The 12,129-nt window shown below is 69.5% G+C and carries 12 protein-coding genes; 11 read left to right on the top strand and 1 reads right to left on the bottom strand.

The window, feature by feature from the left end; translation table 11 throughout:
- Window positions 1-5: 5 nt before the first annotated feature.
- On the bottom strand, window positions 6-1,646 hold the full coding sequence (locus tag ACLSSQ_RS01455) for a DUF342 domain-containing protein (protein ID WP_416243588.1): 1,641 nt from the start codon (window positions 1,644-1,646) through the stop codon (window positions 6-8).
- Window positions 1,647-1,801: 155 nt separating this feature from the next.
- Here ACLSSQ_RS01455 and ACLSSQ_RS01460 point away from each other — a divergent pair, with 155 nt between their 5' ends.
- The 11 genes from ACLSSQ_RS01460 to hslV all read left to right on the top strand — a co-directional run bounded on the left by ACLSSQ_RS01460 (window position 1,802) and on the right by hslV (window position 12,122).
- Entirely contained in the window at window positions 1,802-3,250 is a 1,449-nt protein-coding gene (locus ACLSSQ_RS01460; protein WP_416243589.1) for a cryptochrome/photolyase family protein, read from the top strand.
- A gap of 91 nt (window positions 3,251-3,341) precedes the next feature.
- Complete coding sequence (locus ACLSSQ_RS01465; protein WP_130459767.1) at window positions 3,342-3,782, top strand: Fur family transcriptional regulator; 441 nt, start codon at window positions 3,342-3,344, stop codon at window positions 3,780-3,782.
- An 8-nt stretch (window positions 3,783-3,790) separates the two neighbouring features.
- Window positions 3,791-4,786, top strand: coding sequence for a CobW family GTP-binding protein (locus ACLSSQ_RS01470; protein ID WP_416243590.1), 996 nt, complete (start codon window positions 3,791-3,793; stop codon window positions 4,784-4,786).
- Window positions 4,787-4,798: 12 nt separating this feature from the next.
- Entirely contained in the window at window positions 4,799-5,863 is a 1,065-nt protein-coding gene (locus tag ACLSSQ_RS01475) for a CobW family GTP-binding protein (protein ID WP_416243591.1), read from the top strand.
- Between the two features lie 6 nt (window positions 5,864-5,869).
- Window positions 5,870-6,178 carry a hypothetical protein gene (locus tag ACLSSQ_RS01480; RefSeq protein WP_416243592.1) on the top strand — a complete coding sequence of 103 codons (309 nt, stop codon included), beginning with the start codon at window positions 5,870-5,872 and terminating at the stop codon, window positions 6,176-6,178.
- Window positions 6,179-6,276: 98 nt separating this feature from the next.
- Entirely contained in the window at window positions 6,277-7,731 is a 1,455-nt protein-coding gene (locus ACLSSQ_RS01485; RefSeq protein ID WP_416243593.1) for a hypothetical protein, read from the top strand.
- Between the two features lie 164 nt (window positions 7,732-7,895).
- Complete coding sequence (locus ACLSSQ_RS01490) at window positions 7,896-8,789, top strand: metal ABC transporter substrate-binding protein (protein ID WP_416243594.1); 894 nt, start codon at window positions 7,896-7,898, stop codon at window positions 8,787-8,789.
- Between the two features lie 7 nt (window positions 8,790-8,796).
- Complete coding sequence (locus ACLSSQ_RS01495) at window positions 8,797-9,390, top strand: ATP-binding cassette domain-containing protein (protein ID WP_416243595.1); 594 nt, start codon at window positions 8,797-8,799, stop codon at window positions 9,388-9,390.
- Complete coding sequence (locus ACLSSQ_RS01500; RefSeq protein ID WP_416243596.1) at window positions 9,387-10,205, top strand: metal ABC transporter permease; 819 nt, start codon at window positions 9,387-9,389, stop codon at window positions 10,203-10,205. The genes ACLSSQ_RS01495 and ACLSSQ_RS01500 overlap by 4 nt, the downstream gene beginning before the upstream one ends.
- A gap of 76 nt (window positions 10,206-10,281) precedes the next feature.
- Window positions 10,282-11,511 (top strand): STAS domain-containing protein, encoded by a 1,230-nt coding sequence (locus tag ACLSSQ_RS01505; RefSeq protein ID WP_014235693.1) that lies wholly within the window; start codon window positions 10,282-10,284, stop codon window positions 11,509-11,511.
- 74 nt (window positions 11,512-11,585) lie between these two features.
- Entirely contained in the window at window positions 11,586-12,122 is a 537-nt protein-coding gene (hslV, locus tag ACLSSQ_RS01510) for an ATP-dependent protease subunit HslV (RefSeq protein ID WP_014235692.1), read from the top strand.
- Window positions 12,123-12,129 lie beyond the last annotated feature (7 nt).

The following is a 12,129-nucleotide window of genomic DNA, read 5'->3' on the forward strand; positions in this document are numbered from 1 at the left end:
CCCGCTCAGCTCTTGCCCCGGGCCAGTTGGTCGGCCTCCAGGGCTCCTTCCGCCACCCGCACCTGCAGCCCGTGGGGCTTGTCCCCGACCACGGCGTAGTGCAGCAGGCCGCAATGGACCTCCATGCCCTCGTACACCGCCTGCTCGGCGATGACCTTGGCGTTCTGGGCCAGGCGCAGCTGTTCCTGCAGCAGGGTTTCCTCCTCCCCCAGGCGGGTCAGGGTGCGCAGCAGGGATTCCCGGGTGATGCGGGCCCGCTTCAGGGTCTCCGGCGGCACCCGTTCCGGCAGCTTGGCCGCCAGCTCCAGCAGCTTGACCACCTGGGCCAGCTGCTCCTCCACCTGCTGCCGGTGCAGCACCAGGCGCTGCTGCTGGGCCCGCAGCTTGGGGTCCAGGCCGATGTCGATGCGCGTGCCGATGTGGGCGCCGGAACCGATCACCTTGGCCTTCACCAGCAGGGTGGCCTGGGCCCGGCCGCCGATGATGTGGCCCCGCTGCTTGTGGCCGACGACGATCTGGTTGATGGCGATGAGATTGCTCTGCATGGCCACGTCGTCGATGAAGATGCTGTCGCCCGCCTCCACCTTGGCCTGCTGTACGTAGGTGGCGGTGAAGCTGCCGCCGCACTGGATGTAGGAGGGGATTTCGTTGCCCTGGGCGTCCTTGCGGCCGCCGGCGCCGATGGCGCCGCCCTTGATGACGATGTCGCCGCCGGCGACGATGACCGCCGCCTCCACCGTGCCGCCGATCTCGATGTCGCCGCTGGCGCGGATGGTCATGCCGGCCTGGACGTCGCCTTTGACCGTGACGGCGCCGTCGAAGTCGATGTTGCCCGAATTGATGGTGACTTCATTCACCGTGTAGGTGGGCTCGACGATCACCCCTTCCCGGGTGCGCACCGGCTGGCCGGTGATGGCGGCGGCCAGCTTGTTGGGGTCCGCCGGGTCCGGAGCGACGCCGGAGAGGTTGGGGGAGAACATGGTCTCCTTGCCCGCCAGGGCCGGGATCACGGCGCCGGAAACGGTTTCCCCCGGGGTGCCGGGGGTGGCGGGAATGCGCTGCATGACGGCCTGGCCGGCGTGTACCGTGAGGATTTCCCCCAGGTTGCGGTAGTCCATGAGGCCCTTTTCGTTGACCTGGGGCACCCGGCTGCGGCTTTCCGGCACCAGCACCTCGATGCGCCCGTCCTCGCCGTGGACCGGGGCCCGGCCCTCGGCGATGAGCAGGTTGTCGGCCTGGCCCAGGGCCAGGGCCTGGGCGATGGCGGACTCCCGGATGCCGGTGGTGACGCCCTGCTGGGCCAGGGCCCGGCGGATGGCGGCGTCGTCGATGGGGGCGCCGCCCTGGGGCGGGGTGATGCTGAGGAAGGCGGCCATCTTGTCGCCGGCGACGCTGACTTCGGCCTTGGCGTCCACCGCCTCGGCCACCGCCAGGGCCGCCACCGGGCGGGCGCCCTTGATGCTGTCGGCGAGCACGCCGAGGGCGGCCGCATTGCGCCGCAGGGCGCCGTGGCCGAGCTCGGCGATGCGTTCTTCCAGCCAGGGGACGTCTATCGTGGGGGGCGCCACTCCCGCTTCCGGAGTGAAGCTGGCGACCAGGCTACGACTTTCGGGGTCGTAGGTGAAATCGAGTCCTTGCGCTTCCATTGATCCCTTCCTGAGATCAGGCGTGTCTGTCGCACGCCTCTTCGCCGACTGGAGTATTTAGAGCTAACATCTGGCGCACCTTCCGGCCGTCGAACCCGGAAGCCCCTTCCCTGTAGGGGCGGCACTGCCCCGCCGCGCCTGAATCGATTGCCATTATGCTTGAATCCGCCCTTGTCTGGTTCCGCCGTGATCTACGCGATTACGACCACGCCGCCCTCTACCACGCGCTGAAGTCGGCGCGCCGGGTATGGTGCGCCTTCGTCTTCGACAGCGACATCCTGGAGGCCCTGCCCGGGCGCAGCGACCGGCGGGTCGAGTTCATCCGGGAATCCCTGGCGGAACTCCATGTGGCCCTCCAGGCCAAGGGCGGCGGCCTCATGGTGCGCCACGGCCCGGCGGCCGCGGAAATTGCCGCCCTGGCGCGCCAGCTGGGCGTGACGGCGGTGTTCGCCAATCGGGACTACGAGCCCCGGGCCAAGGCCCGGGACGCGGCGGTGGCCGCCGACCTGGAGCGGGACGGCATCGCCCTGCACCTGTTCAAGGACCAGGCCGTCTTCGACGGCGACGAGGTCCTGACCAAGGGCGGCACGCCCTACACCGTGTTCACGCCCTACAAGAACTGCTGGCTTGGGAAACTGGAGGATTTTCATGTCCGTCCCTATCCGGTGGATCGCTACAGCGGGCACCTGGCCCCGCCCCCGGACGGCGGCGGGGTGCCTTCACTGGCAGATATCGGCTTTTTGCCGACGGACCTTGAGCGCATCGGCGTCGTCCCCGGCATGAGTGGCGGCGCCGCCCGCTGGCAGGACTTCCGCCAGCGCCTGGAGCGATACGCCGAGCAGCGGGATTTTCCGGCGGTGAAGGGCGTCTCCTACCTCTCCGTCTATCTGCGCTTCGGCTGCCTCTCCATCCGCCAGCTGGCGGGCGAGGCCTGGCGCAGCGGCGGCCCCGGCGCCGCCACCTGGCTTTCGGAGCTGATCTGGCGCGACTTCTATTTCATGGTGCTGGACCGTTTCCCCCAACTGCCGGACGGCTGCTTCAAGCCCGAGTTCGACCGGGTGCTGTGGGACGAGGCCCCCGCCCTGCTGGCGGCCTGGCGGGAGGGCCGTACCGGCTATCCCCTGGTGGATGCGGCCATGCGCCAGCTGGCCCAGACCGGCTGGATGCACAACCGGCTGCGCATGGTGGTGGCCTCCTTCCTGACCAAGGACCTGGGCCTGGACTGGCGCCTGGGGGAACAGCATTTCGCCGACCTGCTGCTGGACTTCGACCTCTCAGCCAACAACGGCGGCTGGCAATGGGCCGCCTCCACCGGCTGCGACGCCCAGCCCTGGTTCCGCATCTTCAACCCCATCACCCAGTCGGAAAAATTCGATCCCCAGGGCCGCTTCATCCGCCGCTACGTGCCGGAGCTGGCCTGGGTGCCGGACAAGCACATCCACGCTCCCTGGCGCATGGCCCCCCTGGAGCAGCAGGCTGCTGGTGTCATCATCGGCCGCGACTACCCGGCGCCGGTGGTGGACCACAATCTGGCCCGCCAACGCACCCTGGCCCGCTTCGAGGCGGTGAAGGGCAAGGCCGGCAAGGAGGCGGCGGCGGAGTAAGTGCAACACAATTGCAGTTGCAATAGTGTTGTGCTCTAATGGCCCTCCCGCCAACTCCCGCCGCGCCCGTGCACCTCGGGCGCCTGACGTCATGACCGATTCCGCCGCCGCTCCCGCCGTCCAGGCGGCCGCCGCCATCCGCGCCGCCGGCGCCCGGGTGACGCCGGCCCGGGTCCAGGTGCTGGCCCTGCTGCGGGGCGCCGCCGGGCCCCTGACCCACCTGGAGGTGGAAAAGGCCCTGGGCCCCCTGGCCGGCGACCGGGTCACCCTCTACCGGGCCCTGGACTGGCTGGTCTCCGCCGGCCTGGCGGCCAAGGCCACCGATGCCTCCCGGGTCTTCCGCTACTCCGCCACCGGCCCCGCCGCCGAACACATCGCCCACGCCCATTTCCGCTGCGAAGCCTGCGGCCGCATCTTCTGCCTGGATGCGCCGCCCCCCGCCGCCCCCGAACTCCCCGCCGGCTTCCGCCTGGCCCGCATGGAAGTGGATCTCCACGGCCAGTGCCCCGCCTGCGCCGCCGCCCAGCCCTGAAAGCCGCCATGCTCACCACCGATCCCCGTATTCCCGTCACCCTGCTCACCGGCTTTCTCGGCAGCGGCAAGACCACCCTGCTCAACCGCATCCTCAAGGAAGCCCACGGCCAGCGCATCGCCGTCATCGAAAACGAATTCGGCGAAGTGGGGGTGGACAACGATCTGCTGCTGGAAAGCGAAGAGCAGATCGTGGAGATGAACAACGGCTGCATCTGCTGCACCGTGCGCGGCGACCTCACCCGCATCCTGGGCGAGCTGGTGGCAAAGCGCGCCAGCGGCACCCTGCATTTCGACCGGGTGCTGATCGAGACCACCGGCCTGGCCGACCCGGGCCCGGTGGCCCAGACCTTCCTGGTGGAGCCGGAAGTGGCCCAGGCCTACCGCCTGGACGCCATCCTCACCCTGGTGGATGCCAAGCACGCCATGGCGCAGCTGGACCAGCACGAGATCGCCCAGGAGCAGGTGGGGTTCGCCGACCGCCTGCTGCTGACCAAGACCGACCTGGTGAGCGAAGCCGAGAAGGCCGCCCTGATCGCCCGCCTGATGGACATCAACGGCCGCGCCGCTATCTACGAGACGCTCCAGGGCCAGGGCGTGGACCTGGCGGCCCTGCTGGACGTGAACAGCTTCTCCCTGGAGTCGGTGCTGGAGCGGGAGCCGGATTTCCTCGCCAGCGGCCACCACCATCACCACAACAACGCCATCAGCAGCTTCGCCTTCACCACCCACGGCGAGTTCGACCCGGCCCGCCTGGACGAATTCTTCGGCGCCCTGGTGCAGGTCTACGGCGAGGACATGCTGCGCTACAAGGGCCTGCTGGCGGTGACCGGCCAGGCCCACCAGATCATCCTGCAGGGGGTGCACATGCTGGTGGCCACCAACGTGGGCCGGCCCTGGGCCGAGAACGAGGCGCGGGAGTCGCGCATCGTCTTCATCGGCCGCAACCTGCCCCGGGACATTTTCGAGAAGGGCCTGCGCCAGTGCATCGGCAAGCCCTGGTGAGCGCATAAGACCATGGACCGCCGCGTTCCCGTCAGCGTCCTCACCGGCTTCCTCGGCGCCGGCAAGACCACCCTGCTCAACCACCTCCTGCGCCAGCCGGAGATGGCGGATACGGCCGTGCTCATCAACGAGTTCGGCGAAACCGGCCTGGACCACCATCTGGTGGAAAAGGTGGACGAGAACCTGGTGCTGCTCGACTCCGGCTGCCTCTGCTGCTCCGTGCGCGGCGATCTGATGCGGGCCCTGAAGGACCTGGCCATGCGCGCCCAGCGGCGCGAGATCAAGGCCCTGAAGCGGGTGCTGATCGAGACCACCGGTCTGGCCGATCCGGCGCCGGTGATGCACACCCTGATGGAAGACTTCTTCATCGCCGAGCGCTACCGTACCGATGGCGTCATCACGGCGGTGGATGCCACCCATGCCGAGGGCCAGCTGTCGCGCCACTTCGAGGCGGTGAAGCAGGTCACCATGGCCGACCGCCTGCTGCTGACCAAGTCCGACCTGCTCGCCGATCCCGAGGCCCTGCCGCGCCTGGAGCGCCGCCTGCAGCGTCTCAACCCCGGCGCGCCGCGCCATGTGGTGGTGCAGGGCCGGGCCGACGCCGCCTGGTTCCTCGACAGCGGCACCTTCAACGCTGCCGCCAAGGCGCCGGAAGTGGCCCGCTGGCTGGCGGAGGAGGCGGTCAAGGCGACCCGGGCCAGCCACAGCGGCCACGACCACGATCCCAACCGCCACGACGCCCTGGTGCACGCCTTCACCCTGCGCTTTGCCGAGCCCCTGCACTGGGGCGATTTCCTCGAAGCCCTGGACGTGCTGCTGGCCACCTGCGGCGACCGCATCCTGCGGGTCAAGGGCCTGGTGCACGTGGCCGGGGAGGCGCAGCCCCGGGTGGTGCATTGCGTGCAGCACACCCGCTACCCGACCCTGGTGCTGGATGCCTGGCCGGAAGCCGCACCCTTCAACGATCGCAGCACCCGGCTGGTGTTCATCGTGCGCAACTTCGCCAAGGACAACGTGGAGAAGGCTTTCACCATGTTCTGCGGCGGCGTCCGCGATGCCGACGGGCAGGCCGTCTAAACCGCCATGATGCCGGCGCCGCGCTGCCGCCCCTCGGCCCGCCTCGCCCGCTGGCTGGCCCTGCTGCCCCTGTTGCTGGCGGCGGTGTGGCTGCTGCACCTGGCCAGCCATCTGCAGGGCGAGGAGGGGGCCGGCCCGGCGGCCGAGTCCTGTCTCGTCTGCCTGCACCTGGGCGGCCACGCGACGCCCCTGGCGGCGACGGCTGCTCCCCTGCCCTTGTCCCTGGCCGCTTTCGAGCCGGCCATCGCCAGCGAGCCCCGCTGGCGCCATCTACCGACCCCCCTGCCCCGCCAGGGCGCCCCGCCTCGATCCTGAGCAACGAGCCATGAAGAGCCGCATCCCCCTTGCCTCTCCGGCCGGGGGCGGGCGGCCGTCGCTGTCCCGTCGTTGTCAGATTTGAATTGAGGTAGACCATGTTCACTCCCCGTTACACCCCCCTGGCCCTGGCCGTTTCGTTTGCCCTGGCCGCCGGCGCCGCCCAGGCCGCTCCCGATGCCGACGTGGCCCGGGAAATGAAGCAGATGCGCGAGCAGCTGCAGCAGATGCAGCGCGCCTACGAGCAGCGCATCGCCGCCCTGGAAGGGCGCCTGGCCCAGGCTGAAACCAAGGCCGTCAAGGCCGAGAAGACGGCGGTGGATGCCAGCGCCACCGCCGGCGAGGCCAAGGCCAGCGCCGAGAGCGCCCAGGCCTCCCGCAGCCGGGAACCGGTGCGGGCCAATGCCTTCAACCCGGAAATTTCCCTCATCCTCACCGGCACCTACAACAACCTGAAGAAGGACCCCAACAGCTACCAGATTACCGGCTTCACCCCGACCCTGGGCGAAGTGGGCCCCGGCAGCCGCAGCTTCAGCCTGGGCGAGACCGAGCTGGTGCTGAGCGCCAACGTGGACCCCAACTGGCGCGGCGTCGCCATCGCCGCCCTGAAGCCCGAAGGCGGCGTGGACATGGAAAACGCCTACATCGAGAGCCTGGGCCTGGGCCGCGGCTTCAACTTCAAGGCCGGCCGCTTCTTCTCCAGCCTCGGCTATCTCAACGAGCAGCATGCCCACGCCTGGGACTTCGTCGATGCGCCCCTGGCCTACAAGGCCTTCCTCGGCAACCAGTTCGGCCAGGACGGGGTGCAGCTGCGCTGGCTGGCGCCCACCGAGACCTTCCTCGAGATCGGTGCCGAAGCCGGCCGCGGACAGTCCTTCCCCAGCACCGACCGCAACAAGAACGGCACCACCACCGGCGTCCTCTTCGCCCACCTGGGCGGCGACGTGGGCCCCAGCAACGCCTGGCGTGCCAGCCTTTCCTACCTGGGCACCTCGCCCAAGGACCGTACCTACCAGGACACGGACAGCCTGGGGGCGGCGGTGGACGACACCTTCAGCGGCAAGAGCCGCCTGTGGATCCTGGACGGGGTGTGGAAGTGGGCGCCCAACGGCAACCCCAGCGTCACCAACTTCACCCTCCAGGGCGAGTACTTCCGCCGCACCGAAAGCGGCACCCTGGCCAGCAACTCGGCCGCCGGTGCCTGCGGCGGCGATTGCAGCGGCAGCTATGAGAGCAAGCAGTCCGGCTGGTACCTGCAAGGGGTGTACCAGTTCATGCCGCGCTGGCGCGCCGGCCTGCGCCACGACCGCCTCGACTACGGCACGGTGGACATCGGCCTGGCGAAGAACGGCATCCTCAGCGGTTCCGACTTCCCGATCATGGCCAGCCACAACCCGACCCGCAACAGCGTCATGTTCGACTACAGCCCCAGCGAGTTCTCCCGCTTCCGCGTGCAGCTGGCGCGGGACCAGTCCGGGCTGGGGGAGACGGACAACCAGGTGTTCCTGCAATACATCCAGAGTCTGGGCACCCACGGCGCCCACAAATTCTAAAAACCACGCTGGCACCGGCGATGCGTCGTTGCTTGGGGCCTTGTGTGCAAGAGCACACGGCGGCTCCTCGCGCCTAGCCTCGCCGGCACCAGCGTGGTTTTCAAGGTGATCTGAATTTTTTGGCGGAGTGGGTTTTGCCCCTTCGCCGGCTGAAAGGAATTTCCATGCAACGACTGATTGTTTTACTGCTCCTGGCTTTCACCCTGCCGGCCCAGGCGACGCTCAATGTGCTGGCCACGGTGCCCGAATGGGCGGCCCTGGTGAAGGAGATCGGCGGCGACAAGGTCAATGTGGTGGCCGCCACCAACGGCCTGCAGGACCCCCACCGCATCGAGGCCAAGCCCTCCCTCATCGCCCGGGGCCGCAATGCCCAGCTGCTGGTGGCCACCGGCGCCGAGCTGGAGGTGGGCTGGCTGCCCCTGGTGCAGCGGGAGTCGGGCAATCCGGCGATCCAGAGCGGCCAGCCCGGCTATTTCGAGGCGGCCCGCTACGTCACCCTGCGCGAAGTGCCGGCGGTGCTGGACCGCTCCCACGGCGACGTCCATGCCGGCGGCAATCCCCACATCCAGACCGATCCGCGCCTCTACCTGAAAATCGGCGAGGCCTTGGCCGAGCGCCTGGCCCTGCTGGACCCGGCCCAGGCCCAGGCCTACCAGGCCGGCTACCGCAGCTTCGCCGAACGCTGGAAGGCCGCCATCGCCCGCTGGGAAGCCAAGGCCGCCCCGCTCAAGGGCGTGCCGGTACTGGTGCAGCACGACGCCTTCCCCTACCTCAATGCCTGGCTCGGCCTGAAGCAGGTCGGCGTGCTGGAGCAGAAGCCGGGCATGGAACCGTCTTCCGGCTACTTGGCGGAAGTGCTGGCGCGGCAGCAGCACAACCCGGGGCGCATGGTCCTGCGGCCCGCTTACCAGTATGATGCCCCCTCCCGCTGGATCGCCGACAAGGCCGGCATCCCCGCCGTGATCCTGCCCTTCACCGTGGGCGGCACGGCCGAGGCCAAGGACCTGTTCTCCCTTTTCGACGACACGGTGAACCGCCTCCTGGCCGCCCTGCGCTGAACCCTCCATGCCCATTGCCTCCGCCCATCCCCTGCTCAGCGTTGCCGCCCTCGTCGCCGGCTACGGCCGGCCCGTGGTGGGGCCGGTGGATTTCACCCTGGCCCGGGGCGAGGTGCTGGGGCTGGCGGGGCCCAACGGTTCGGGCAAGAGCACCCTGCTCTCGGTCCTGGCCGGCGCCGGCCGGCGTTTTGCCGGCAGCGTGGACCTGGCGCCGGGGGTGGAAATCTCCTGGCAGACCCAGCGCCAGCCGGCAGTGGCCGGCATCCCCCTCAACGGCCGGGAGCTGCTGGCTCTTACCGGCGCCAGCGCCGCCGGCCTGCCGCCCTGGCTGGCGGCCCGGCTGGAGGAGCGCCTGGACCGGCTCTCCGGCGGCCAGCTGCAGTTCCTGCACCTGTGGGCCTGCCTGCAGGCGCCGGCGGACGTGATCCTGCTCGACGAACCCACCAATAATCTGGACCCCCAGGGCGTGGCCGCCCTGGGGGCCGCCATCGCCGCCCGGGCGGCGGCCGGCGCCGGCATCGTCCTGGTCAGCCACGACGACGATTTCGTCGCCGCCGCCTGCCAGCGGGTGGTGCGCCTGCCGGGAGGGCCGCGGCCATGAACCTGGAACTGCTGTCCGACCCCCTCTTTCTCTGGCCCTGCCTCACCGGCCTGGTCTTCGCCCTGCTGCTGCCCCTCTGCGGCGCCTACCTGCGCCTGCGCGGCGAATGGCTGGCGGCGCTCTCCTACGCCCAGATGGCCGCTGCCGGCAGCCTTTCGGCGGCAGCCCTGGCCCTGCCCCTGGCCCTGGGCGGGCCGGCTGCGGCCTTCCTGGCGGCGGCGGTGAAAAACGCCTTCGAGGAGGCGGCCGAAGCCACCCGGGGCGCCGCCTACGCCATGCTGCTGCTGGCCGGCTGGGGCACCGCCGTGCTGCTGGCGGCCAACCTGCCCCTGGCCGAGCGCCTGGGCCATGCCCTCTTCGACGGCCAGCTCTATTTCACCGACCGCAGCCATTTCCTCGCCGCCCTGGGCGCCTTCGCCGTGGCCGTGCCCCTGCTGCGCTGGCTCTCCCGGCCCCTGCTGCTGTCCCATTTCTACCCGGATTTCTACCGGGCCCGGGGCCGCTCCAGCCGCCGCCTGCACCTGGCCTTCGACCTGGTGGTGGCCGGCGTCCTGGCCCTGGCCACCACCAGCGTTGGCGTCATGGCCGCCTTCGCCCTGGTCTTCATCCCCCCCCTGGCTGCCGCCCCCTGGGCCCGCAGCTGGCGGGCCGCCCTGTGGCTGGGCGCCCTCCTGGGCGGTCTGGCCCACCTGCTGGCCTTCGCCCTGGCCCTGGTCCTGGATCAGCCCTTCGGCCCGGTGCTGGCCCTGCTGCTGGTTCTCCTGGGGGCCGCCAGCGCCCTGCTGGCGCGCGGTTTTCCCCGGATTGCGGCATGACGGCGTAGTGTGATAAAAGTCATAAGCTAGTCGTTATATACTGCTGCGGCGTTTTGCTGCCCACTGAAAGCAGGCCATGATTTTCTCGCTGTTCAAGAAGAGTCGCGAAGACAACAAGGTTCCCGAAGCCCGCATGGTCAAGGTGCCGGCGCCGACCCCGGCCGCCGCGCCCCAGCCCGCCGGGGCTCCTGCCGCGCCCGCCGCCGCGCCCCTCGAAACTCCCTCCAAGGCCGCCCCGGCCGTGGATTCCATGTCCCTGGACTTCACCGGCTTCTCCCTCGGCGACCTGGAGTCCGGCGGCATCGAGCTGGATAACGAAAGCGATCCCCTGGAAGCCGTGGTGGAACAGGCCGCCGTGCTCTACGCCAACGGCCAGGAAGGCGTCGCCAAGGCCACCCTGGAAGACGCGGTGGGCCGCTACCGTTCCGGCCCCACGGCCATCCGCCTGTGGATGATGCTGTTCGATTTCTACCAGCTGCACGGCGACAAGGCCGCCTTCGAAAACCTGGAACTGGATTTCGCCCGCATTTTCGAGCGCTCCCCGCCGGCCTGGTGCGATACCAAGAAGGCCGAGGCGGTGGTGGCCGGTGGCACGCCCACCACTCTCTTCAAGGGCGCCATGGAAGGCAGCAACCACGCCGCCTTCGGCATCCTGGCCGACGCCCTGGAGAAAAACCAGAAGCAGCGCCTGGACCTGTCCAAGGTGCAGCAGCTGGACGATGCCGGGGCCGAGCGCTTCCTCAAACTGTTGCAGCAGTCGGCCAAGCGCAAGCAGGTGCTGGAACTGGCCGGCATCGAGGCCCTGGAAGGCCTGCTGGCCGCCGCCGCTGTCACCGGCAAGGCCGAGAATCCCCAGTGCTGGCTGCTGCAGCTGGAACTGCTGCAACGGGCCGGCCGCCAGGAACAGTTCGAGGAGCGGGCGGTGGATTACGCCGTCACCTTCGAAGTGTCGCCTCCCTCCTGGGACCCGGCCCGGGTCCAGGCCACCCCGGTGGCCGCCGCCCAGTGTCCGGACTGTACGGACGGTAGCGAGGGCGACGAGGCCTACCGTCTCAGCGGCGAACTGAAAAACGCCCGCTTCAACGACCTCAAGGATTTCGCCGAAAGCCGGGACCCGGTGGTCCTGGATTTCACCGCCGTGGTGCGCATCGACTTCGTCAGCGCCGGCGCCCTGGTGAATATGCTGACCCCCTGCAAATCCGCCGGCAAGGCGGTCATCATCCGCAACACCAACCGCCTGGTGTTCGAGCTGCTGGCGGTGGTGGGGGTCAATGCGGTGGCCCGCATCGAGCCGGCCCGCAAGTGAATTGGCAGCCTGCCGCCCCGCCGTGGCACGGGCGGCAGCGCATTTCCCCTTCTTTCCCGAACTGAAGAAACCGCATGGAACAGTATCACGGCACCACCATCCTCTCGGTGCGCCGCGGCGCCTCCGTCGCCATGGGCGGCGACGGCCAGGTGACCCTGGGCAACATCGTCGTCAAGGCCACGGCGCGCAAGGTGCGCCGCCTCTACAACGACCGCATCCTGGCCGGCTTTGCCGGCGGCACCGCCGACGCCTTCACCCTCTTCGAGCGCTTCGAGGCCAAGCTGGAAAAGCACCAGGGCAACCTGGTCCGCTCCGCCGTGGAACTGGCCAAGGACTGGCGCAGCGACCGGGCCCTGCGCCGGCTGGAGGCCATGCTCTCCGTCGCCGACCGGGAGTCCTCCCTCATCATCACCGGCAACGGCGACGTGCTGGAACCGGAGTACGGCATCGTCGCCATCGGTTCCGGCGGCGCCTACGCCCAGTCTGCCGCCCGGGCCCTGATCGAGAACACCGAGCTGGCTCCCGGCGAGGTGGTGCGCAAGTCCCTGGAGATCGCCGGCGACCTGTGCATCTACACCAACCGCAATTTCACCATCGAGACCCTGGAGTAAGGACGCC

This window comes from Azospira sp. APE16 (assembly GCF_047901315.1).
Classification (GTDB): Bacteria; Pseudomonadota; Gammaproteobacteria; order Burkholderiales; family Rhodocyclaceae; genus Azospira; species Azospira oryzae.

Excerpts from the sequence above, each read along its gene's own strand:
- ACLSSQ_RS01455 (WP_416243588.1), bottom strand. The coding sequence starts at position 1,646 with ATGGAAGCGCAAGGACTCGATTTCACCTACGACCCCGAAAGTCGTAGC.
- ACLSSQ_RS01460 (WP_416243589.1), top strand. The coding sequence starts at position 1,802 with ATGCTTGAATCCGCCCTTGTCTGGTTCCGCCGTGATCTACGCGATTAC.
- ACLSSQ_RS01465 (WP_130459767.1), top strand. The coding sequence starts at position 3,342 with ATGACCGATTCCGCCGCCGCTCCCGCCGTCCAGGCGGCCGCCGCCATC.
- ACLSSQ_RS01470 (WP_416243590.1), top strand. The coding sequence starts at position 3,791 with ATGCTCACCACCGATCCCCGTATTCCCGTCACCCTGCTCACCGGCTTT.
- ACLSSQ_RS01475 (WP_416243591.1), top strand. The coding sequence starts at position 4,799 with ATGGACCGCCGCGTTCCCGTCAGCGTCCTCACCGGCTTCCTCGGCGCC.
- ACLSSQ_RS01480 (WP_416243592.1), top strand. The coding sequence starts at position 5,870 with ATGATGCCGGCGCCGCGCTGCCGCCCCTCGGCCCGCCTCGCCCGCTGG.
- ACLSSQ_RS01485 (WP_416243593.1), top strand. The coding sequence starts at position 6,277 with ATGTTCACTCCCCGTTACACCCCCCTGGCCCTGGCCGTTTCGTTTGCC.
- ACLSSQ_RS01490 (WP_416243594.1), top strand. The coding sequence starts at position 7,896 with ATGCAACGACTGATTGTTTTACTGCTCCTGGCTTTCACCCTGCCGGCC.
- ACLSSQ_RS01495 (WP_416243595.1), top strand. The coding sequence starts at position 8,797 with ATGCCCATTGCCTCCGCCCATCCCCTGCTCAGCGTTGCCGCCCTCGTC.
- ACLSSQ_RS01500 (WP_416243596.1), top strand. The coding sequence starts at position 9,387 with ATGAACCTGGAACTGCTGTCCGACCCCCTCTTTCTCTGGCCCTGCCTC.
- ACLSSQ_RS01505 (WP_014235693.1), top strand. The coding sequence starts at position 10,282 with ATGATTTTCTCGCTGTTCAAGAAGAGTCGCGAAGACAACAAGGTTCCC.
- hslV (WP_014235692.1), top strand. The coding sequence starts at position 11,586 with ATGGAACAGTATCACGGCACCACCATCCTCTCGGTGCGCCGCGGCGCC.